The organism is Neptunomonas concharum, from assembly GCF_008630635.1.
In the GTDB taxonomy this organism is placed as follows: Bacteria; Pseudomonadota; Gammaproteobacteria; order Pseudomonadales; family Balneatricaceae; genus Neptunomonas; species Neptunomonas concharum.
The window spans coordinates 2,091,068-2,112,092 of the sequence record NZ_CP043869.1 but is presented as its reverse complement, the minus strand read 5'-3'; the positions used below and the strand labels follow the sequence as shown (position 1 = coordinate 2,112,092).

Here is a 21,025-nt window from a genome sequence, read left to right as displayed (position 1 = left end):
TTAATGTATTTTTATATTGTTGATAAAGGTGTACTGATGGATCGCAAGTTACTTTCTGAAGATAAATTTAACTTACAGCAGAATTTTCGTCGTTATTTAAAGTATCAGGATCAGTATGATCTTGCGAATGAGGTTGCTAAGTCTGCTCGTGCTAGCCGTGTGTGGATTGTAGCGGTCATCGCACTGTTATTTGCTCTGGCTTCTGACTTTTTTCTAGGCGCGGCTGCTGCATTATTCGGACTCTATTTCTACCGTATCATGATGGCTTCAATGCAGGTCGGCAATGCAGAAGAGGGGCGCGAAGATACCGAGCGTTGGTTTGCAAGCAAAGGGTTGAAGTTTGAAGGGCGCGTTTTGTATTTCAGTGACGACCAAATGCTGCAAGACCCAGTTGATCCTTTCAATGATGATCTTTATAAATAACTGATTGGATGCCTATTAAGCGAGAGTATCAGCGTCTGACACAACGGACCCGTCAGATGCTGTCTGCTGCCGAAACGGCTAATGTGGATTTCAAGCGTGAGGCCAGTGGCGTCAAAAGCAGTGATCTAGTGGCACTTGCCAATGCGCCTTTTGGAGGCACGCTGCTTATTGGTGTTGATGAGTTCACTACCGAAGACGGCGTGCAAAGAGGTAAAATCGTTGGCTGTGAAGTTGATGATAATGCACGCCTAATGATTATAAATAAGGCAACTGACTGCTATCCCAATGTGGAGATTCAGATCTACATTGAAAACTTACGCCTTAAGCCGGTGATGAGAATCGAGGTTCCTAGTGGCAATCTAAAGCCTTATTGCTCTCCTCGTGGTGAGTACTCCATTAGAACAGAAGGGCGGAATAGGGCGCTCTACCCTGAGGAGTTACTTTTGGTGTTTATGGATCGGGAGGGGGAGAAGTTTCTTTCGCGGTTTCGAACGGCTGTTTCTCAACTAGAAAGCCAAGTTGGTGGTATCAACTTATCGTTAAGCCGTGATATGAGCGCGGTTGCTGAGCATATTCATGATCTGGATGATCAGCTTCAAAGAACGCTGGGGCGATTAGGTAGCCTAACCGATAGTACCAAAAAGCGTTCTCGTAACTTGTTGCAAACTCTAAAAGATAGCCAAGAGAGTTTAGAAAAACTTGAACGGCATCTGCTTGAAACCTCCTATATTGAAACTCAGCAACGAGCGCTGCAGCGCCTTGAAGAAAAAATGGATCGTTTAAGTGAGTCTTTAACTCAAGATAAAAAGAGCCATATAGATGGCTAAGGCCCTCAACGAGTTCCGCCACTGGGTGTTTGATCTAGATGGTACGTTAACTCAGCCGGTACATGATTTTGAGCATATTCGGAATGAGTTAGGGATCCCGCAAAGTGAGGATATTCTAGCCCACCTGAATGCTTTACCGGAGGCGCTTCGTCTAGAAAAATCTGAACGCTTAGACCAGCTAGAGCACTTTTATGCTTTACAGGCTAAACCTGCCGACGGGATATACGGGTTACTCGATTATCTGGCATCCCAGGCGTGCACTTTGGGTATTCTAACGCGTAATACTCGTGAATTTGCATTGCTTTCTTTAGATGCGCTTGGCGTCTCCCAGTACTTCTGCGAAGCTGAGGTCATTGGCCGTGACGAGGCCACTCCTAAGCCAGACCCTCAGGGCATCCAGCATTTGGCTAAAAAATGGAAAGTACCGCCTGCATCGTTATTGATGATCGGAGATTATCGGTATGATTTATTGGCAGGACGTGCCGCTCATTGTACAACTGTTCATGTTTATCAATCAGATGAGCACCATTGGCCGGAGCTGACCGATCATCGCTTCTCTTCATTGAAACACCTGCACAATACACTTTTGGAAACTGTTATATAAGTTTTTTGTCAAACAGATGTAGATACCGAAAATGTTAACTTTCATTGGTTGTTCTTGAGCACAGTTTGGAAAACTAGACTTAAGGTGTAGTTGTCAGCTTGCGCTTTCTTGATCCTCATCAAGACCTATAACGGACCTTCGTTATAGGGTAAAGAACCAGTAAACGGGAGGAGTCAATATGACAGTGGTATCCGAGTTGCATCAAGATCATGTGAACCTCAGTAAGCTATTAGAAATCCTTGAGAAGAAAGTTGAAAAGCTAAAGCATGATGGAGAGCCCAATTTTAGTTTGATGGCTGATGTTATTGGTTACATTGCCAATTATGCAGAGCATCACCACCACCCTAGAGAAGATAAGATGTATGCTTTTTTCAAAGGGAGGGATGCGGAGCTGGATAAAGTAATGGCTGACTGTGAAGTTGCCCATCAAGAGCTTAAAGGGATCGGTGGTGATTTATTAGAGGTTATTGACGGGATTCTCCATGACGCTGTGCTTCCGATGGATGAGTTTATTGCTCGTTTAGAGAGCTTCGTGTTTAATGAAAAAGCGCATTTAGACTTTGAAGAGGGGCATATTTTCCCTAAGCTGATTGCAGTCGCTAGCGATAAGGATTGGGCAGAGCTTGCTATCTCTCTCCCTGCTGAGGCCGATCCTTTATTCGGTGAGAAGCAGGCTGAGGAGTACAAAGAGTTATATAAAGCGCTTATGCAAGATATGAACGCATAACGTTATGCACTATGCAAAGGGGAGTTGTCTGCAGCCTGTTTGGGAAAGGGCTTGAATCTGATGCAGTTTCTCCCCTCATGCTTAGCTTGATATAAGGCCTCATCAGATATTCTAACAAGGTGCTCGGACGCTTCTTTTAGATCGGGCGGGTTTGGGTGTTGTTCTGGGTAAAAAGTCGAAAAGCCTATAGAAGTAGAGATCCTGAAGGGGACCCCCTCTAAGCTTCGAAATATTTCCGATGCAACCTGTTTACGTAAGTTTTCGGCGACCTGCTGTGCCTGAGTTTCTGCACATCCCGGCAGTAAAATAGCAAATTCCTCGCCGCCGTATCTAGCAATCAAGTCGGTTTTTCTAAGTATCCTTTTCAGCAGTAGGCCGATAGTTTTTAAGACCCGGTCACCAGTTTGGTGTCCATGGGTATCGTTAATGGCTTTAAAGTAATCTAAATCAATAAACAAACAGCTGAGGGGAGCATTGTTGCGGTTTGCTCTGTTCACCTCTTTAAGAATATCTTGATCAAAAGCCCTTCGGTTGTGAACATTGGTCAGCATATCAAAGGTGCTTAGGCGCTGTAGGTTCTCTTGGTTGATACAGTTCTCGATACACACTGCTATAACCGAGGCAAGATGCTCTAAATAATCATATTGATAGTCTACTGTGTAGCGATGGATATCCTGAGCACCTAGATGCAAGCTGCCAATAAGACACTCCTGCCGAACTAAGGGTAAAAGCGCTGCACTTAAAATGTAAGGGTTGTTTGGGAAGAGCTCTTTTCTATCATCTGAGCTTATTTCACCAGCTAATAGTTTTTTGGCAGGGTAGAGCTGTTTCAGGAAACGCTGGTTAGGCTCTAGCTGAATTTGGCTGCTATGGTGCGGAAGAAAGTTTTCTAAGAGCTCACGGGTGATGTGTTCAGGGTCAAAGAGTACAAGGCGAACATCAGACAGTTTAAATGTTGTCTTGAAATCGTTTAATAATAGATCCAAGAGCTCAGCAAGACGATTACACGCCAGAAGACGTAGCTCTACATCAAAAAAGCGTTTCAGCGTTGCCTCATTATGCTCAATTTTTTTCGCAGTTAGCCTGAGGGTACGCTTTAGCTCTGTATTTTCGGTTTCTAGCGTGCGCCGTCTATCCATACTGCTCATATCGAGAGGCTATCGATTTGTGTTTACCAAAAACTAACAATAGAACTAAAGAGGCCTTTGTGCAAAGCCTCATTAAAGCTCCCAACCAAATAATGTTAATGAAATTTTACCCTGCTTAATCAAGATCCCCTCTGATGTTAGCCTGAGGGCCTGCTCTTTAAACTTTTCACTTGCTATGGGGAAAGATATTTGCCCTTTTGCGTTGATAACTCGATGCCAAGGGATGCGAGTATCACTAGGGAGGATAGCCAATGCTCGGCCCACGGCTCTGGCACTATTAGGGAAGCCAGCCAATCTTGCGATTTGCCCATAGGTTGCGACTTTGCCAACAGGGATATGGCCTACGGCAGTCCAGATAGCGATGTTATAATCTGGTTGCATTGCTTGGATCCAAAAAGCTGGAGTTGAGCTAATGGGATAGCATCATAGCAGAAAGTATCCCATAAAAATAAACCCAGCATGGCTGGGTTTATATAAAGGATGTGTGTTACATATTCGGGTAGTTAGGCCCGCCGCCGCCTTCTGGAGTAATCCAGATGATATTCTGAGACGGATCTTTAATATCACAGGTTTTACAATGGACGCAGTTCTGCGAGTTGATCTGGAACTTCGCCTCTCCCGCTTCAGTTTCCACAATCTCATAAACGCCTGCAGGGCAGTAGCGTTGCGCCGGTTCTGCGTACAGTGGCAGGTTTTTACCCAACGGAATACTGCTGTCTTTTAGCGTTAAGTGGCACGGTTGGTCTTCTTCATGGTTGGTGTTGGAGAGGAACACCGAGCTGAGCTTATCAAAACTTAAGACACCGTCCGGTTTCGGGTAGGTGATCTCGCTGAACTCGCTAGCGGGGCGCATCTGTGCATAATCTTCATGATTATCACGTAGCGTGATTGGCAGCTTGCCACCAAAGAGGTTCTGATCGATAAAGTTGAACGCGCCACCTAAATACGGGCCAAACTTGTGCATCGCCGGGCCAAAGTTACGGGAGCGATACAACTCTTCATATAACCAAGAGTCTTTAAACGCGCTATCAAAGCTATCAAGTTTTTTACCGCCGGTGCAGCCGCCTTTGATCGCTTCAAACACCGATTCAGCCGCAATCATGCCGGACTTCATCGCGGTATGGGTGCCTTTGATTTTAGCGAAGTTCAACGTGCCCGCATTACAACCGATCAAAAGACCGCCCGGGAAGGTCATTTCAGGCAGTGCATTAAAGCCACCTTTAGCGATAGCACGCGCACCATAAGAGACACGCTTACCGCCTGCTAAGTATTGTTTGAGCACCGGGTGATGCTTCATCCGCTGGAATTCATCAAACGGACTGACGTAAGGGTTGGCGTAGTTCAGATCGACAATCAGACCCACCACCACTTGATTGTTCTCTGCATGGTAAAGGAAGAAGCCACCGCTGGTGCCACCTTCCAGTGGCCAACCCGACCCATGTACCACTAAGCCCTCTTCGTGTTTCGCTGGATCGATATCCCACAGCTCTTTAATACCGATACCGTAGTGCTGAGCATCGGCGTTTTTATCCAGCTGGAACGTCTGATACAGCTGTTTGCCCAAATGGCCGCGGCAACCTTCCGCAAACAAGGTGTATTTGGCATGCAGCTCCATACCCGGCATATAGCTGTCTTTCTCGGAGCCATCTTCAGCGACACCCATATCACCGGTAGCGATACCTTTGACGCTGCCATCCTCATTGAGAAGAATTTCCGCAGCGGTAAAGCCTGGAAAGATCTCGACACCGAGCTGCTCCGCCTGCTCTCCTAGCCAACGGGTTAAGTTACCGAGGCTGACAATATAGTTACCATGGTTGTGCATGGTTTTTGGGATCAGCGCGCTCGGTAGTTTGGTGGCTTTTTCATTATCTTTGAGCAGATACAGCTCATCACGAGTGACGGGCGTGTTGAGAGGGGCGCCAAGCTCTTTCCAGTTGGGGAAGAGTTCATCCAATGCACGGGATTCAACCACCGCACCCGAAAGGATATGGGCACCTACTTCAGAACCCTTTTCAACCACACATACGGTCAGTTCTTGTTCTTGCTCGTTTGCCATCTGCATCAAGCGACAGGCAGCGGATAATCCGGCTGGGCCTGCGCCTACGACGACAACATCAAATTCCATCGATTCGCGTTCCAAGGTTAATCTCCCCTAGGTTCTGTGTATCCGGCTTGATGTAGTTGGCCGGTATTGTTATAGATAAGCTTATTATAAGTAAAAACCCGTATCTACTTAAACAGGTTTTTAGTAAATTTATACTTTTGGTTGAGTAGAAAATCTTGATTAATGAACGCGGATCAGTAATATTAGGGTAATTACTTATTTCTTGGCGAATTGATGCCAGAGATTGTCTCAAGTCGAATAAAAAAAGGTAGACGCAATGAAAGTTCTAGTAACTGTCAAACGCGTAATCGACTACAACGTAAAAGTACGTGTGAAGTCCGATAACAGCGATGTTGATCTGAATAACGTTAAGATGGCGATGAACCCTTTCTGTGAAATCGCAGTTGAAGAAGCGGTGCGCCTTAAGGAAGCAGGCGTTGCAACGGAAGTTGTCGCTGTATCTCTAGGTTCTAAAGCGTGTCAGGAACAGCTAAGAACGGCTTTAGCACTCGGTGCTGATCGAGCAATTCATGTTGAGTCTGATGAGGTGCTTGAATCACTGACAGTTGCTAAGTTGCTCAAGAAAGTTATCGATGACGAACAGCCAAGTCTAGTTATCATGGGTAAACAGTCTATTGATACTGATAACAATCAAACTGGACAGATGCTGGCTGCACTGACAGGGTTCGGGCAAGGCACGTTCGCTTCGGAAGTGAAAGTAGAAGGCGAGTCAGCTCAAGTTACCCGTGAAGTTGACGGTGGCTTGCAGACAGTTGCTTTGAAATTACCTGCGATCGTAACAACAGATTTACGTTTGAATGAGCCTCGTTACGCTTCATTGCCTAATATCATGAAAGCTAAGAAAAAGCCTTTAGATGTTAAAACACCTGCGGATTTAGGTGTTGAAATTAAAGCGCATACGCAACTGGTTAAAGTTGCTCCGCCTGCTGAGCGTCAAGCGGGTATTAAAGTGGCTTCTGTTGAAGAGCTGGTCGAAAAACTGAAAAACGAAGCGAAGGTGATCTAATGGCTATTCTCGTTATTGCAGAACATGACAACAGCACATTGAAAAGCGCCACACTAAATACCGTGGCTGCAGCTTCGCAGATGGGCGGTGATGTTCATATTTTGGTTGCCGGTGCTGGTTGTCAGTCCGTTGCTGATGAGGCGGCAAAAGTATCGGGTGTTGCTCAAGTCTTACTAGCAGATAATGCAGCTTATGAGCACCAATTAGCAGAAAATATCTCTTTGCTTGTATCTGAAATGGGTAAAGATTATAGCCATATTGTGGCACCAGCGACGACGTCTGGTAAAAACTTTATGCCACGTGTTGCTGCTTTATTGGATGTTGGGCAAATTTCTGAAATTGTTCGCGTAGAAAATGCAGATACATTTGACCGTCCAATCTATGCAGGTAATGCGATTGCTACAGTTAAGTCATTAGACGCTATTAAGGTGATCACTGTTCGTACTACAGGTTTTGACGCGGTTGCTTCTGAAGGTGGCGCGGCTGCTATTCAGACAGTAGGTACGGCTCATGATGCGGGTACTTCTCAGTTCGTTAAAGAAGAGATGGCGGTTTCTGATCGCCCTGAGTTGACTTCTGCACGTGTCGTTATCTCTGGTGGCCGTGGTATGGGTAACGGTGAAAACTTTGCACTAATAGAGAAGGTCGCCGATAAATTAGGTGCTGCTGTAGGTGCTTCTCGTGCCGCTGTTGATGCAGGCTTTGTACCTAACGATATGCAGGTTGGACAAACGGGTAAAATCGTCGCGCCAGACTTGTACATTGCAGTCGGTATCTCTGGAGCTATCCAGCACTTAGCGGGTATGAAAGATTCAAAAGTTATCGTTGCTATTAACAAGGACGAAGAAGCTCCCATTTTCCAAGTAGCAGATTACGGTCTTGTTGCTGATTTATTTGAAGCTGTACCTCAGTTAGAGCAGGCGCTCTAACATCCCCTAGTTGATGCATGGCATTGCCTTTGGCGAGCGGTTTGCTTGCCGCTTTCTTGCTTGTGGCCCGGTTTTCCGGGCTTTTTTTATTGCCCTGAGTGGCCTCATATTCAGAAGCCACTCAAGTGCTAAAAATACTACACTAACGAAAATCAGGCAGCGCTTACCGTTGTATTCTCTGGGTGTGTGGCGATAAAGTGTTCTAGCACTTTCTGTAAAACCTTAGCGTGCTCGGTGTTTCCGCTTCGTTTAGCATGTGCAATATCGTCAAGTATTATTTTCTTAATACGCTGCTCTCCATTATGGCAGCACAAGTACTGACCCACTGCCAGAGCAATCATCGGATCCACATGCTCATGCTCAGCGATAGCAGAAACTTCGTCTTGAGTTAAATCGCACATTGCTAAGCACTCTTCGTAGGTTAACATGATTCAATTCTCCATTATTGAAAAGTTGTTGGAGGCCTCGTATGTTCAGTATAGGGCAGTAAAACGATGAGTTTCTACGGTGTTAAATGGAGCATTTCTCATCATGAATAGGAAGCTTATGCTTCCCAATTCATGATGCATGTGCATAAATATCGATCATCTTTTTTGGTAACTCTTTGTTAATTATTTGTTAAATTCGTTGTTGCAGGAGCTAACTTTGATCATTAATTTGTCTGCTTTAAGTAAAGATTCGGTTTACCATACTTTGACTCAGGTCATTGTTCCTCGACCCGTTGCTTGGGTCTTATCTGAGCACGCCAATGGTAAGTTTAACTTGGCGCCTTTTTCCTATTTCTCAGCTGTTTGTAGTGATCCGCCTATCGTTATGATTTCAGTCGGTAAAAAACCGGATGGTAGCGAAAAAGATACGTATAAAAATATCGTAGAAAGAGAGCATTTTGTGATTCATATCGCTGGGGCGGATATGGCGAGTGCTGTGACCCAAAGTTCAATGGTGTTACCAGAGGGTGAGTCGGAGCTTGAGGCCTGTCATTTAACCACTGAAAACGTTGAAGGTTTTAATTTACCGCGTGTTGTTGGTGCTCCTATTGCGATGTCATGCCGCTTATATCAGCATTCAGAAATTGGTAACAGTGGCCAGAAAATGGTGCTGGGTGAAATTGAGAAAATTTGGATCGATGAGGATGTCCTATCCTATGATGAGAAAGGGCGTATGAAGGTGTTACCTGCTCGCCTTAACCCTTTAGGGAGGTTAGGGGGAATTGAGTATGGTGTTTTAGGTGATATTCTGCGTATTCCTCGGCCAAGTTAATTGGTTTCCCGCATAAGTGACCTATACTTACTTAATAGCGTATTTATATTCGGTTAAGTATTTGTTCGGCTTATGATATTTATTATGGGCCTAGGGATGATCATTCAGGATGAAGTCGTTTGATTAAGGTAAGTGTACATAATGCCAACTGCGGAAATTGAGTCTATCGAATCGGAAGAGCGGCGTATCGAAGAGTCGATGCTTGAAGAGGGGTTGTTGAATGCCAATATCCTTATGGTTGACGATGATCCCGTTTTAGTAAAAATTATTGGTGCACAGTTAAGAGCAATAGGTCACCGAAACTTTAATAGTGTCAGTGACCCTTATGTCGCTTACGAGTACATTGTGCGTAATCCGCCAGATCTGATTTTGCTAGATTTGGTTATGCCAGGCCTGAATGGGTTTGATATTTTAAAGCTGATTAGAGAAAACAGCGCGATTCAACATCTTCCAGTCGTGATGTTGACATCCTCTACTGACGCTGAAACCAAGCTGGAAGCTTTGGGCAAAGGCGTTACCGATTTCTTACCTAAACCAATTGATAGCAGCGAACTGATCTTGCGTATTCGTAATCTGCTAACGGTAAAAGCTTATCAAGATCGCTTGGCGTATTATGACCCGTTGACAGGATTACCTAACCGGTTGCTCTATATGGACCGCTTAGACTGGGCAATGAAAAATGCTAAACGTAACCGAACCCAGATTGCCGTGTTAGATATTGGGGTCGATCACTTTCGCAAGATTAATGAGTCTTTAGGGCCAGGTGCCGGTGATAAGCTGTTGAAGGCTTTGGCGCAGCGTTTGCTCGACTGTGTGCGTCAAACCGATGTTGTCTCCCATGTGGGAGGAGAGGAGTTGTGGCGAAGTATCTCTCGCTTAGGGGGGGATGAGTTCTCGATTCTGCTGACCTCTTTGGCAACGGCGGATAACGCGGGTTATGTGGCCTTACGTATATTGCAAGCGATGGAACAACCGTTTTGGGTTAATGATCAGGAATTATTTATTTCGGTCAGCATTGGCATTGCGATTTACCCTGTTGATGGAGAAAGCCCGGATGTGATTTTGCAGCATGCCTCCTCAGCGACGGATCAAGTTAAGAAGTTAGGGCGGGCAAATTATCAGTTTTTCTCCGAGTCGTTGCATAAAGACTCTCGTCGACAACTGAGTTTGGAGATGGATCTGCATAAGGCATTGGAGCGAAATGAACTGGTGCTGCACTTTCAGCCGCAAATAGATCAAACAAGAAATCGTGTAGTAGGAGCTGAGGCATTAATCAGGTGGCAGCATCCTGTGCTTGGCACACTCGCTCCTGATAAATTTATCCCCTTAGCTGAAAAAATGGGGCTAATTCTCCCTATTGGTGATTGGGTTTTAAAAGAGGTATGTCGAGTAGCCGCTTTGTGCCAATCGCTTGCTCTGACGGAAATAGAGTTTTCTATCAACATATCGGCTCACCAGTTTTTACTGGACTCGTTGGCTGAGAATATCCATCAGTATTTGGAGGAACATGCTCTACCATCTGCTCTGCTTACTGTAGAGCTAACTGAAAGTGTACTGGTTAAAGATGTTGAGACGACAGCTGCAATCCTTACTCAGCTTAGGGATGTGGGAGTTAAAGTGTCGATCGATGACTTTGGTACAGGCTACTCCTCGTTGAGTTACTTACAGCAATTCCCTGTGGATGAGTTGAAAGTTGATCGCTCTTTTCTAACAGGGCTATCTCAATATAAGAATGCTGAGGCGATTGTTTCGTCGATTATTCGCCTTGCAAAAGATTTAGGTCTGAAAATTGTGGCTGAGGGGGTAGAAACGGAGCAGCAGTTATCGTTTCTTCGAGCGAAAGAGTGTTCTATTATCCAAGGCTATTATTATGCTAAGCCTCTTGAGGCAGAGGCATTAATTGCATTTATCAAAACGTTTAACCGAGTGCTTTAATTTTTAAAGGGAAGCCATTCGGTTAACGAGTCGATTTGAGAGGCTATAGCATCGCGCTCTTCTGTTGCAAACTGTTGTATAGCCTTTTCAAACCCTTCATGCTGGATAAAATGAGAAGAGAACGTTCTGATAGGCTCAAAGCCTCGTTGGATCTTATGCTCTCCTTGTGCTCCTGGATCAAAATGGCTGAGACCATGCTTTATGCAATACTCAATGCCAGTGTAGTAGCACGTTTCAAAATGTAGGCAGTCATAGGCGCCTAGTGCTCCCCAATACCTGCCGTACAAGGATGTATGATCTTTAAAGCACAGAGCCGCAGCAACGGCTCGGTCTGCTTGATAAGCGGTAAATAGTACGATTTTCTCCGGCATAGTCTTAAAAATACGTTGAAAAAAGTCGATATTTAAATAGCCTTGGCGGCCACGCTGTAGGTGCGTTGTCTGATAGCATTGATAGAAATGCTCTATGAGCGTTTGATCTACTTCTGCACCCTCATGTACTTGTATCCTAATGTCTTGCTCTGCTACTTTTTTACGCTCTTTTCGAATTGCCTTACGCTTGCGAGATGTAAACTTATCAAGGAAGGTTTCGAAACCATCGTAACCTTGGTTAAACCAATGATATTGGCACCCATGCCGGGTGATCATACCTTGAGTTTCTAATTGGTTGGCAGAAGCTTCTGGAATGAACAGCCCGTGCCAAGATGACCATTCATATGTATGACATAGTTCTTTGATCGCCTGAGACAACAGAGGTAGAAATGTAGCATCTGGAAGCTGAGTTCCATATTTAGGCCCACTAACTGGAGAGAAGGGCGAGGCCGTTAAAAGCTTCGGGTAGTATTGTACCCCGTGGCGATGATATGCATCCGCCCAAGCCCAATCGAAGACATACTCGCCGTAGGAGTGATGTTTAATATAGAGAGGTACTAGCGCAATACACTCTTCCTCTTTGAGCATCGTTAGATGCAGTGGTTGCCAGCCGCTGTTAGAGGAGGTGGCCCCGCTTTTTTCAAGTGCATCAAAAAACTCGTAGGAGGTAAACGGGAAATCCGAATTGAAGAGTGCATCCCAGCGCTCTTTTCCAATCTGCTCAACAGAATCACATAGGTCAAATTGGTAAGTCATGTCTTATACTGTACTCAGGATCTGGGTTACCACCCTTGAGCCCACTGATAATGAGGAGATCAAAAATGGACGAATTAGAGTTGGAGTTTGAGCTAGATGCCCGTTTAGCCAATGACTGCATTGTACTGGGTGACTTTCCTTTGAGTCGACTATTGCTGATGAATGATTCGCAATACCCTTGGTTCATTTTAGTACCCCGTCGCGCAGGATCTACAGAAATTTACCATCTATCTGAAGCTGATCGAACGCAATTGATGGCAGAGTCTGCAGACCTTGCAGAAACCATTGCAGATAGCTTTCGTGCCAAAAAAATGAATATCGCTAATCTGGGTAATATCGTTCCTCAATTGCATATTCATCATATAGCTCGTACAGAAAATGATCCGGCTTGGCCAGGCCCTGTATGGGACAAATTGCCCGCTGTTCCCTATACGCCTGAGCGCATCGAAGAGATCAGGCTAAAAATCAATAGCATGTTGAACGGCGAGTTAAAATTGCTCAGTAGGTAAAAATGGCGAAGTTAGCCGCTGTATCGGATGACGAAATCGGGTATAATCCGCCGCTTTATTCAGCCTGATTTTTGGGGCGGCTCTCTAGTTGGTGTCGTGCCCGGTAACAGATAGGAACAAAGAACTATGCGCAGCCATTATTGCGGCGATCTGAGAAAAGAGCATATCGGTGAAGAAATTACGTTGACGGGGTGGGTGCATCGCCGTCGTGACCATGGTGGCGTGATCTTTTTGGATGTCCGCGACCGTCAGGGCATTGCTCAGGTCGTCTTTGATCCAGATCGTGAAGAAAGCTTTAAATTGGCTGATAGTGTTCGTAATGAATATGTTATTGAGCTGAAAGGTTTGGTGCGTGATCGTCCTGAGGGCACGACTAATACAGAGATGCCTACAGGTGAAATTGAAGTTTTGGGTAAAGAACTCATTATCCTGAACAAAGCAGAAACGCCGCCGTTCCAGCTGGACGATCATCAGCAGGTAGGTGAAGACGTTCGCCTTCGCAGTCGCTTTATCGATTTGCGTCGACCAGAAATGCAGCAGAAACTTCGCTTTCGCTCTAAAGTAACCTCTGAAATCCGTCGCTTCTTGGATGATAACGGTTTCTTAGATATCGAAACCCCGATCTTGACCCGTGCAACGCCAGAAGGTGCGCGTGACTACCTTGTGCCTAGCCGTGTGCATGAAGGCCATTTTTATGCCTTGCCACAATCTCCGCAGTTGTTTAAACAACTCTTGATGGTGTCTGGGTTCGATCGTTATTATCAGGTAGCTAAGTGCTTCCGTGATGAAGATTTGCGTGCAGATCGTCAGCCAGAATTCACCCAGATAGATATTGAAACATCTTTCATGAACGAAGATGAAATCATGGGTATGGCGGAAGAGATGATCCGTAAGTTGTTCTTGGAGTTGAAAGGTGTCGATCTGGGTGACTTCCCACGTATGCCATACTCTGAAGCAATGCAGCGTTATGGTTCTGATAAGCCTGACCTGCGTATCCCGCTTGAATTGGTCGATGTAGCTGACTTGCTGGCGAATATTGAATTCAAGGTGTTTGCTGGCCCAGCGAAAGACCCTAAAGGTCGTGTTGCGGCATTGAAAGTACCAGGCGGTGCTGCGCTTACGCGTAAACAGATCGATGACTACACCAAATATGTTGGAATCTACGGCGCGAAAGGCTTGGCATACATCAAAGTCAATGAAGTTGCCAAAGGCGTTGAAGGTTTACAGTCGCCAATCGTTAAGTTCTTGGGCGATGAAGTGGCTATGCAAATCGTTGATCGCTTGGATGCAAAAGATGGCGATTTGATTTTCTTTGGGGCTGACTCCTATAAAATCGTGACTGAAGCTTTGGGCGCTTTGCGTATCAAAGTCGGTATCGATATGGATATGCTTGAGCGCGAGTGGGCTCCGCTTTGGGTCGTTGACTTCCCGATGTTTGAAGAGACTGACAACGGTGGTTTGACGGCGCTTCATCACCCATTTACAGCACCTAGTTGCTCACCGCAAGAGCTGAAGTCTAACCCACTTGAAGCGTTATCTCGGGCGTATGATATGGTGTTGAATGGTTGCGAGCTTGGTGGCGGTTCGGTGCGTATTCATGACCAGCAGATGCAATCTACTGTGCTGGAAATTCTAGGCATTACAGATGAAGAAGCGGATGACAAATTCGGCTTCCTATTGAACGCGCTTAAGTATGGTGCACCTCCACACGGCGGTTTAGCATTTGGTTTGGATCGTCTGATCATGCTGATGACGGGCACGGACTCCATTCGTGAAGTTATTGCCTTCCCGAAAACCCAGAGTGCATCATGTCCGTTGACTGACGCTCCTGGCGAAGTGAGTGCGGCTCAGCTGCGCGAACTCAATATCAAACTACGCAAAACCCCTTAAAGGGTGATAGCCAGCCTGAGTTAAATCAGGTTGGCTATGCTTCTCGAAATATTCTGTTAGCCAGACTTTAATTGAGGTTTCCCTATGGCAGGTCATTCCAAATGGGCCAATATTAAACACCGCAAAGCAGCGCAGGATGCGAAACGCGGCAAAATCTTTACTAAACTGATACGCGAGCTGGTTGTTGCCGCTAAAGAGGGCGGGCCTTCGCCAGAAGATAATCCTCGCTTACGTGCAGCAGTAGATAAAGCTCTTGGCGCAAACATGAAGAAGGATACCGTCGAGAAAGCGATCCAGAGAGGTGCTGGTGGCGGTGAAGGCGATAACTATGATGAGCTGACCTATGAAGGTTACGGCGCGGGTGGTATCGCTATCCTTGTTGAGACGATGACAGATAATGTGAATCGTACGGTGGCGCAAGTTCGGGCGGCTTTTACCAAGCATGGCGGTAATTTAGGTACCAGTGGTTCTGTTGCTTATCTATTTGAAAAGAAAGGCCAAATCACCTTTGATGAAAGTGTGGATGAAGACACCATTATGGAAGCGGCACTTGAAGCCGGTGCAGATGATGTTGTGACTAATGATGATGGCTCCATTGATGTTTACACTATCGCTACTGACTTTATGGATGTGAAAGATGGTTTAGTCAGTGCAGGGTTTGAGCCTGTCCATGCCGAGGTGACTATGATCCCTTCTACTTCTGTTGATCTGGATGAAGAAGGTGGTCGTAAATTCCTTAAATTGTTAGATGTGTTAGAAGACCTTGATGATGTGCAAAATGTTTACCACAATGCCATTATCCCTGAAGAGTCGATGCAAGATTAAAACACCTCTTGTAGCGGTCGGTAAGCCGGGGTCTTAAAAGTCTCCGGCTTTTTTATTGAATCTACTATTGGGCAGACTAATGCTGATATTGGGCATAGATCCGGGCTCTCGGGTAACCGGTTATGGTGTTATCAACGCTGTAGGCTCCCGAAATGAGTATGTTGCCAGCGGGTGTATTCGAATCAAAGGTGATGAGCTGCCTGATCGTCTCAATCAAGTCTTTGATGGGGTAACTGAAGTGATCCGCCAATTTTCCCCCCAAGAGATGGCTATTGAGCAGGTTTTTATGGCGCGTAATGCCGATTCGGCATTAAAGCTTGGGCAGGCGAGGGGAGTCGCTATTGTTGCGAGTACTCAGCAATCGCTGCCTGTGTTTGAGTATGCGGCAAGGGCTGTTAAGCAAGCGGTCGTTGGAAAAGGTTCTGCTGATAAAGCGCAAGTCCAGCATATGGTTGCACAGATTTTAAAGCTACCCGGCTTACCTCAGGCTGATGCGGCAGATGCCTTGGCAATTGCACTGTGTCATGCCCACACTCGAATCGGTATGGTCAAGATGGCTGGAGCTACGGGGCGTCGACAAGGGCGCTGGCGTTAATTCCCTTACGGAGTTTCTATGGATTATTCAACATTGATCTACTGGGCTGAGCTGGTTGGTGTCGCGGTTTTTGCGATCACTGGTGCGTTAGCGGCTCAAGGTAAACGGATGGATATCTTAGGGGTGGTAGTATTGGCTATTGTGACCGCCTTAGGTGGGGGGACGATTCGTGATATCACCTTAAACGCACATCCTGTTGGCTGGGTGGTTAATAATACTTATCTTTGGACCGCTATTATCTCAGCGGTTGTGGCATTTCTAACCTGTCGCTATTTTCTCTACCCTCGCCGGACAATGTTAGTACTTGATGCTGCAGGCTTAGCCTTGTTTGCCATCTTAGGCGCTGAAAAGGCGATGGGGTTAGGCGTTGCACCCGTTATTATTGTGATGATGGCCTGTATTACGGGCTGTGCTGGAGGCATGATTCGTGACATTTTAACGCGAGAAATTCCACTGATCTTGCACAGAGATGGCGAGTTGTATGCAACATGCGCGATTTTAGGCGCAATTTTTTATGTTGTGTTTCATGGTGTTATTGATGAACGCTTGCTTGCTATCAGTGCAATGCTGATCATCTTCTTTTCTCGTTTAGCGGCAGTGTTTGGAAACCTTTGCCTTCCCGAGTTTATTGTTACAGGGCATAAACTCGAATCCCCTGAAGAGGCCAGAGATCGTTAGATCTTTGGCTTTCTGATGCGCTTACTCTGTTATTAGTTAGGTTATCAAGATGGTATCTGAGTAATTAGCAGAGTATAAAGTTATTGAAATTACAAATGATAATGATTAGCATTAACTATCTGAAGCTAAAAGCTTCTCTCGCTAATTAATATGATTTGGAGTGAATAATGTCGTCTTCCCGATGTGCTGTAGGGGCAACTTTTCCTAGCTCGTATACATTGCTTGCGGCTGTAATAAAGCATGGTGCTGTAATACTTTCGTGTCTTGCGTTGTCACAAAATACCTTAGCGCAGGATGTGCAACAGACCAGCTTGAAAGGATCAGTAGAGGCATTAGCATTACCTAGCTTGGAAGTGACTGGTAGATCGATTCCAGGTCAGATAAGTTCGCCTTCAGAGAACTCTGGAAGTTACAAAATTAAACGCTCTTCCACAGCAACAGGTTTATCTATCGATGTGAAAGATACTCCCCAAGTTGTTTCAACCGTTACGCATGAAGTTCTGCAAGATTTCACAGCAACATCTATCAATGATGCCCTGCAATTAGCCCCCGGTGTTAATGTTGAAAAGCTAGAAACCGATCGCACCGCATATACTGCTCGTGGCTTTGATATTATCAATGTTCAGGTGGATGGCGTGGGTGTTCCTGATGCCTACAGCTTGATCACCGGGGATGTAGATACAGCGATCTATGATCGTATTGAAATACTTAAAGGTGCCAATGGGTTAACTTCAGGTACTGGTAATCCATCAGCGACTATCAATCTGGTTCGAAAACGACCTACCTATGACACACAAACAGCTTTTGGAGTAACAGCTGGATCTTGGGGCAAAGGGCGGCTAGATCTGGATGTTTCCGGCTCATTAAATGAGGAGCAGACTATCCGAGGGCGTTTCGTTGCAGCTAAAGAGCGTGCCGAATCCTACTTAGATCGCTACGCAAAAGATCGCTTGGTTGGTTATGGCGTACTGGAAGCTGATGTGACGGAGCAAGATACAGTGACGCTGGGATTCAGTCAGGAACGAAGTAATGCCGATAGCCCTATGTGGGGAGCGTTACCGCTATCTTTTACCGATGGTTCAAGTACGCACTATGATGTATCTACCTCAACGGCATCGGACTGGTCCTATTGGAATACGCGAAAAAATACGGCATTTGTGGAGTGGCAGCACAATTTTGAAAACGACTGGCGTTTGCTAGCGACGGCAGAGCATACGAAAACCGTTGAAAGCTCAAATCTATTCTATGTTTATGGAACACCAGATAAAGCAACGGGAGAAGGACTTTTTGCCTATCCCTCTGCTTATGGTAGTGAGAACAAAAAATCTCAGTTTGCACTGCGTTTAAGCGGTCCGTATTCGATGGCGGGAAGAGAGCATGAGCTGATTATTGGCGCTGGCTATACGTCAGGGAAGCTCGATGAGTTTTCAGGTTATGCCGCAGAGCTAGGGATGGCGGTACCTGATCTATCTATCTGGGATGGACGATTCGATGTTCAGGACTTCTATTCAAGTACCGATGGTGGCGCCGTTAAAGAGAATCAAACCAGTGTGTACGGCGCTACAAGGATCAATTTATCTGATGACCTCAATATCATCGCAGGCGTTAATCATACAGCAGTTCGCACGAACGGTATGAGCTACGGCGCATCAAAAGAACGTGATGACTCTGACCTAAGTCCCTATCTAGGTGCCATTTATTCACTCAATGATGAGTGGAATACTTACGCAAGCTATACCGCTATTTTTAATCCTCAAAATAGATTAGATGAGAACAAGAAGCGTCTAGATCCGATTGCAGGTAAAGCCTATGAAGTCGGCGTTAAAGGAAGTTTGTTTGATGATCAACTTTTAGCGACGGCAGCTGTTTTTTATGCTGAGCAAGCGAACGTTGCCGAAAGGGCAGGCACTATTGATGGCCAGGCGGTTTATGCAGGTGTTGATACTATCTCAAAAGGCGTTGAGTTTGAGTTATCAGGTAAGCCTACCCAGCGTATTAACTTGTCGGCAGGGCTTACACTCCTAGAGATTGAAGATGAAGCAGGAAAGGCAGCCAGAACCTTTGTGCCAAAGAGAACCCTACGTCTTTCTGGTGTATATCAAATCCCTGGAATGGAAAGCTTAAAAGTTGGAGGTAGCGTGCGTTGGCAAAGTGACACTGAAAACGCTCGCGGCACATACAAACAGGATGCGTATACGCTGTTAGATCTGATGGCGAGCTATGAATTTAATGAAGAAATACGCTTAATCGCTAAAGTTAATAATATCACCAATCAGCGCTATGTTAGCTCACTTCACTCCAGCCAAGGTTTCTATGGTGCGCCTCGTAACGGGACACTGACATTGAGTTGGAACTTCTGATGAGAAAGGTTGGCGTTTATCTACACCGTTGGTTTGGCCTTTTTACGGCGGTATTTCTGTTTATATCAGGATTAACCGGAGCGATTATTTCTTGGGATCATGAGCTGGATGAATGGCTAAATCCTCAGATGTATATACTCCAAGAGGGCGGGGACAAGCGCCAGTCTTACCCCTCTCTTGAGCTAGCAAATCGCTATGAGGCGAGTAATCCGTACCTTCAGATTAGCTATATGATGCTAAACCAAGAGGATGGACATACTTTTAATGCTTTTGTGGTGCCACGACCTGATCCTGTCTCAGGAAAAGCCAATGAAATAGCCTTCAATCAAGTGGCGCTTAACCCTTACACTGCTGAGCCTCAGGCTCAGCGAATGTGGGGGGAGATCTCTCTAAGCAAAGAAAACCTGTTGCCGTTTTTATATAAATTGCACTACAGCATGCATATCCCTGATGGGTTCGGAATTCGATTAGGTTATTTGATAATGGGGATAGTGGCGATTGTGTGGACGCTTGATTGCCTTATTTCGCTTTGGATTAGCTTTCCACGTTTATCATCATGGCGTAAGTCATTCCGCTTTCGTCTTCATGAAGGTCGCTATAAATTGAACTTTGATTTACATCGCTCTGGCGCTGTGTGGGTATGGGGGTTGCTGTTGATTTTAGCGGTCACCTCAATCTCCATGAATCTTGAAACTCAAGTGATGCGACCTCTTGTAGCCAAGTTTTCTGAATTAAGCCCCAACGAGTTTGATAATCGAGACCCTCGGCCATTGGATGAACCCGCTGAACCTGTGTTCTCTCGAGAAATGATTGTAGAAAAAGCGATAGCCGATGCGAATGCGCGAGGCTGGGAGGTTCCCGCAGGCGGTATTTTCTACTCGAGTAGTTATGATCTTTACGGTGTCGGATTTTTTGAGGGAACTAATGACCATGGTGATGGCGGGTTGGGTAATCCTTGGCTGTATTACGATGCGAAAACAGGATTGCCGGCAGGGGGCGTGATACCCGGAGAGGGGAGTTGGGGTGATATTTTCCTGCAAGCTCAATTCCCACTGCATTCAGGACGAATACTGGGGTTGGGTGGGCGCATCTTAATCTCTTTTATGGGGTTAGTCGTCGCTATGCTGAGCGTCACCGGTCTTATTATATGGGCGCGTAAGCGAAAAGCTCGTATCAATAAGCAGGCGCGAAGCGCTTCTTATAATTAACACGCTATCCCTTTTCTTGGCGTTATTTATGGAGAGGGCTTGCTAGTCTAGAGTACTAAAACAGTTGCAGGTAAGTATAAAGTAGCGAATAAGTATCTCAGATAGGTGTATGATTTTCTGGCAATAGGCTAACCTTATGAAAGTAATCACTGTTTTGTAAAAAAGAGATACAACATGGATATGGATCTGAGCGCTTTGCAAACGCGGGTAATTGGTTGTCTGATCGAAAAAGAAGTCACGACCCCGGACCAATACCCGCTCACCTTGAATTCATTGACGACAGCCTGTAATCAGAAAAGTAATCGTGATCCTGTTTTGGCGTTATCGGATACGCAGGTTCACGACGTGTTAGATGAGCTAAAAAAGAAACACCTGATTCGTGAAGAAGAAGGCTTTGGCAGTCGAGTGCCTAAATATAAACATCGATTTTGTAACACGGAGTTTTCCGAATTACAGCTGAGTGAGCAAGAGCTAGGGATTCTGTGCACGCTGTTTTTGCGTGGTCCTCAAACGCCTGGAGAGTTACGTAGCCGTACAAACCGCTTGTGTCACTTTACGGATGTGCACGAAACAGAAACTGTTCTACAGCGCTTAAGTGAGCGTAGTACGCCGCTTGTGATGCGTTTGCCTCGGGAACCGGGAAAACGTGAGAGCCGCTATGCTCACCTGTTCAGTGGTGAAGTGGATGTTTCCCTTGATGTGACATCCCTCGAAGCGGGGGAACACAATCCTGTTAAAAGTGATTATGTCGATGCGCTAGAGCAACGTGTTTCTGAGTTAGAGCGTATAGTCAGTGATTTACAGGCCCGCTTGACCTCGCTGGAATAAGACGGGTACTTTCAAAACCAC

21 protein-coding genes are annotated in these 21,025 nt (G+C 45.7%); 16 read left to right on the top strand and 5 right to left on the bottom strand.

The annotated features are described in order from the left end of the window. Positions 1–36 precede the first annotated feature (36 nt). The 4 genes from F0U83_RS09870 (at position 37) to F0U83_RS09855 (ending at position 2,581) form a co-directional block, all read left to right on the top strand. The gene (locus tag F0U83_RS09870; RefSeq protein WP_138987685.1) at positions 37–423 is read left to right on the top strand and encodes a hypothetical protein; all 387 of its coding nucleotides are present in this window, start codon (positions 37–39) and stop codon (positions 421–423) included. A gap of 8 nt (positions 424–431) precedes the next feature. Continuing rightward, positions 432–1,250: an AlbA family DNA-binding domain-containing protein gene (locus F0U83_RS09865; protein WP_246077755.1), complete on the top strand. Its 819-nt coding sequence runs from the start codon at positions 432–434 to the stop codon at positions 1,248–1,250. Further along, complete coding sequence (locus F0U83_RS09860) at positions 1,243–1,854, top strand: HAD family hydrolase (protein WP_138987686.1); 612 nt, start codon at positions 1,243–1,245, stop codon at positions 1,852–1,854. Before F0U83_RS09865 ends, F0U83_RS09860 begins: the two co-directional genes overlap by 8 nt. 178 nt (positions 1,855–2,032) lie before the next feature. Continuing rightward, positions 2,033–2,581: a hemerythrin domain-containing protein gene (locus F0U83_RS09855; protein ID WP_138987687.1), complete on the top strand. Its 549-nt coding sequence runs from the start codon at positions 2,033–2,035 to the stop codon at positions 2,579–2,581. Between the two features lie 2 nt (positions 2,582–2,583). On the opposite strand, the gene F0U83_RS09850 is transcribed toward F0U83_RS09855, so the two are convergent. From F0U83_RS09850 to F0U83_RS09840, 3 genes are all read right to left on the bottom strand, one after another. After that, positions 2,584–3,720 carry a GGDEF domain-containing protein gene (locus F0U83_RS09850; protein ID WP_138987688.1) on the bottom strand — a complete coding sequence of 379 codons (1,137 nt, stop codon included), beginning with the start codon at positions 3,718–3,720 and terminating at the stop codon, positions 2,584–2,586. A gap of 81 nt (positions 3,721–3,801) precedes the next feature. Then, a complete protein-coding gene (locus F0U83_RS09845; protein ID WP_138987689.1) occupies positions 3,802–4,110 on the bottom strand; it encodes an MGMT family protein in 309 nt (102 codons plus the stop codon). Positions 4,111–4,216: 106 nt separating this feature from the next. Next, complete coding sequence (locus F0U83_RS09840; protein ID WP_211343676.1) at positions 4,217–5,854, bottom strand: electron transfer flavoprotein-ubiquinone oxidoreductase; 1,638 nt, start codon at positions 5,852–5,854, stop codon at positions 4,217–4,219. A 256-nt stretch (positions 5,855–6,110) separates the two neighbouring features. Here F0U83_RS09840 and F0U83_RS09835 point away from each other — a divergent pair, with 256 nt between their 5' ends. Together F0U83_RS09835 and F0U83_RS09830 are read left to right on the top strand one after the other, a co-directional pair. Further along, positions 6,111–6,860 (top strand): electron transfer flavoprotein subunit beta/FixA family protein, encoded by a 750-nt coding sequence (locus tag F0U83_RS09835; protein ID WP_138987691.1) that lies wholly within the window; start codon positions 6,111–6,113, stop codon positions 6,858–6,860. Beyond that, positions 6,860–7,789 (top strand): electron transfer flavoprotein subunit alpha/FixB family protein, encoded by a 930-nt coding sequence (locus F0U83_RS09830; protein ID WP_138987692.1) that lies wholly within the window; start codon positions 6,860–6,862, stop codon positions 7,787–7,789. Before F0U83_RS09835 ends, F0U83_RS09830 begins: the two co-directional genes overlap by 1 nt. Before the next feature lie 152 nt (positions 7,790–7,941). Here the strand turns inward: F0U83_RS09830 and F0U83_RS09825 are convergent, their stop codons facing one another. Next, positions 7,942–8,217 carry a hypothetical protein gene (locus F0U83_RS09825; protein ID WP_138987693.1) on the bottom strand — a complete coding sequence of 92 codons (276 nt, stop codon included), beginning with the start codon at positions 8,215–8,217 and terminating at the stop codon, positions 7,942–7,944. A gap of 217 nt (positions 8,218–8,434) precedes the next feature. On the opposite strand from F0U83_RS09825, the gene F0U83_RS09820 reads away from it, so the two are divergent. Continuing rightward, positions 8,435–9,049, top strand: coding sequence for a flavin reductase family protein (locus tag F0U83_RS09820; protein ID WP_138987694.1), 615 nt, complete (start codon positions 8,435–8,437; stop codon positions 9,047–9,049). A gap of 141 nt (positions 9,050–9,190) precedes the next feature. Next, positions 9,191–10,984, top strand: a complete 1,794-nt coding sequence (locus tag F0U83_RS09815) for a putative bifunctional diguanylate cyclase/phosphodiesterase (protein ID WP_138987695.1) — start codon at positions 9,191–9,193, stop codon at positions 10,982–10,984. Here F0U83_RS09815 and F0U83_RS09810 read toward each other — a convergent pair. Then, positions 10,981–12,111, bottom strand: coding sequence for a GNAT family N-acetyltransferase (locus F0U83_RS09810; protein WP_138987696.1), 1,131 nt, complete (start codon positions 12,109–12,111; stop codon positions 10,981–10,983). The genes F0U83_RS09815 and F0U83_RS09810 overlap by 4 nt on opposite strands. A gap of 65 nt (positions 12,112–12,176) precedes the next feature. Between F0U83_RS09810 and F0U83_RS09805 the strand changes: the two genes are divergently transcribed. The 8 genes from F0U83_RS09805 (at position 12,177) to F0U83_RS09770 (ending at position 21,004) form a co-directional block, all read left to right on the top strand. Beyond that, positions 12,177–12,620 carry an HIT family protein gene (locus tag F0U83_RS09805; RefSeq protein ID WP_138987697.1) on the top strand — a complete coding sequence of 148 codons (444 nt, stop codon included), beginning with the start codon at positions 12,177–12,179 and terminating at the stop codon, positions 12,618–12,620. Positions 12,621–12,746: 126 nt separating this feature from the next. Continuing rightward, a complete protein-coding gene (gene aspS / locus F0U83_RS09800; RefSeq protein WP_138987698.1) occupies positions 12,747–14,510 on the top strand; it encodes an aspartate--tRNA ligase in 1,764 nt (587 codons plus the stop codon). An 84-nt stretch (positions 14,511–14,594) separates the two neighbouring features. Beyond that, on the top strand, positions 14,595–15,335 hold the full coding sequence (locus F0U83_RS09795; RefSeq protein ID WP_138987699.1) for a YebC/PmpR family DNA-binding transcriptional regulator: 741 nt from the start codon (positions 14,595–14,597) through the stop codon (positions 15,333–15,335). A 79-nt stretch (positions 15,336–15,414) separates the two neighbouring features. After that, entirely contained in the window at positions 15,415–15,930 is a 516-nt protein-coding gene (ruvC, locus tag F0U83_RS09790; RefSeq protein WP_138987700.1) for a crossover junction endodeoxyribonuclease RuvC, read from the top strand. Between the two features lie 18 nt (positions 15,931–15,948). Next, a complete protein-coding gene (locus tag F0U83_RS09785; protein ID WP_138987701.1) occupies positions 15,949–16,608 on the top strand; it encodes a trimeric intracellular cation channel family protein in 660 nt (219 codons plus the stop codon). 167 nt (positions 16,609–16,775) lie between these two features. Further along, entirely contained in the window at positions 16,776–18,968 is a 2,193-nt protein-coding gene (locus tag F0U83_RS09780) for a TonB-dependent siderophore receptor (RefSeq protein WP_138987702.1), read from the top strand. Next, positions 18,968–20,176: a PepSY-associated TM helix domain-containing protein gene (locus F0U83_RS09775; RefSeq protein ID WP_138987703.1), complete on the top strand. Its 1,209-nt coding sequence runs from the start codon at positions 18,968–18,970 to the stop codon at positions 20,174–20,176. The genes F0U83_RS09780 and F0U83_RS09775 overlap by 1 nt, the downstream gene beginning before the upstream one ends. Before the next feature lie 174 nt (positions 20,177–20,350). After that, positions 20,351–21,004 carry a YceH family protein gene (locus F0U83_RS09770; RefSeq protein ID WP_138987704.1) on the top strand — a complete coding sequence of 218 codons (654 nt, stop codon included), beginning with the start codon at positions 20,351–20,353 and terminating at the stop codon, positions 21,002–21,004. The last annotated feature ends 21 nt before the right edge of the window (positions 21,005–21,025 follow it).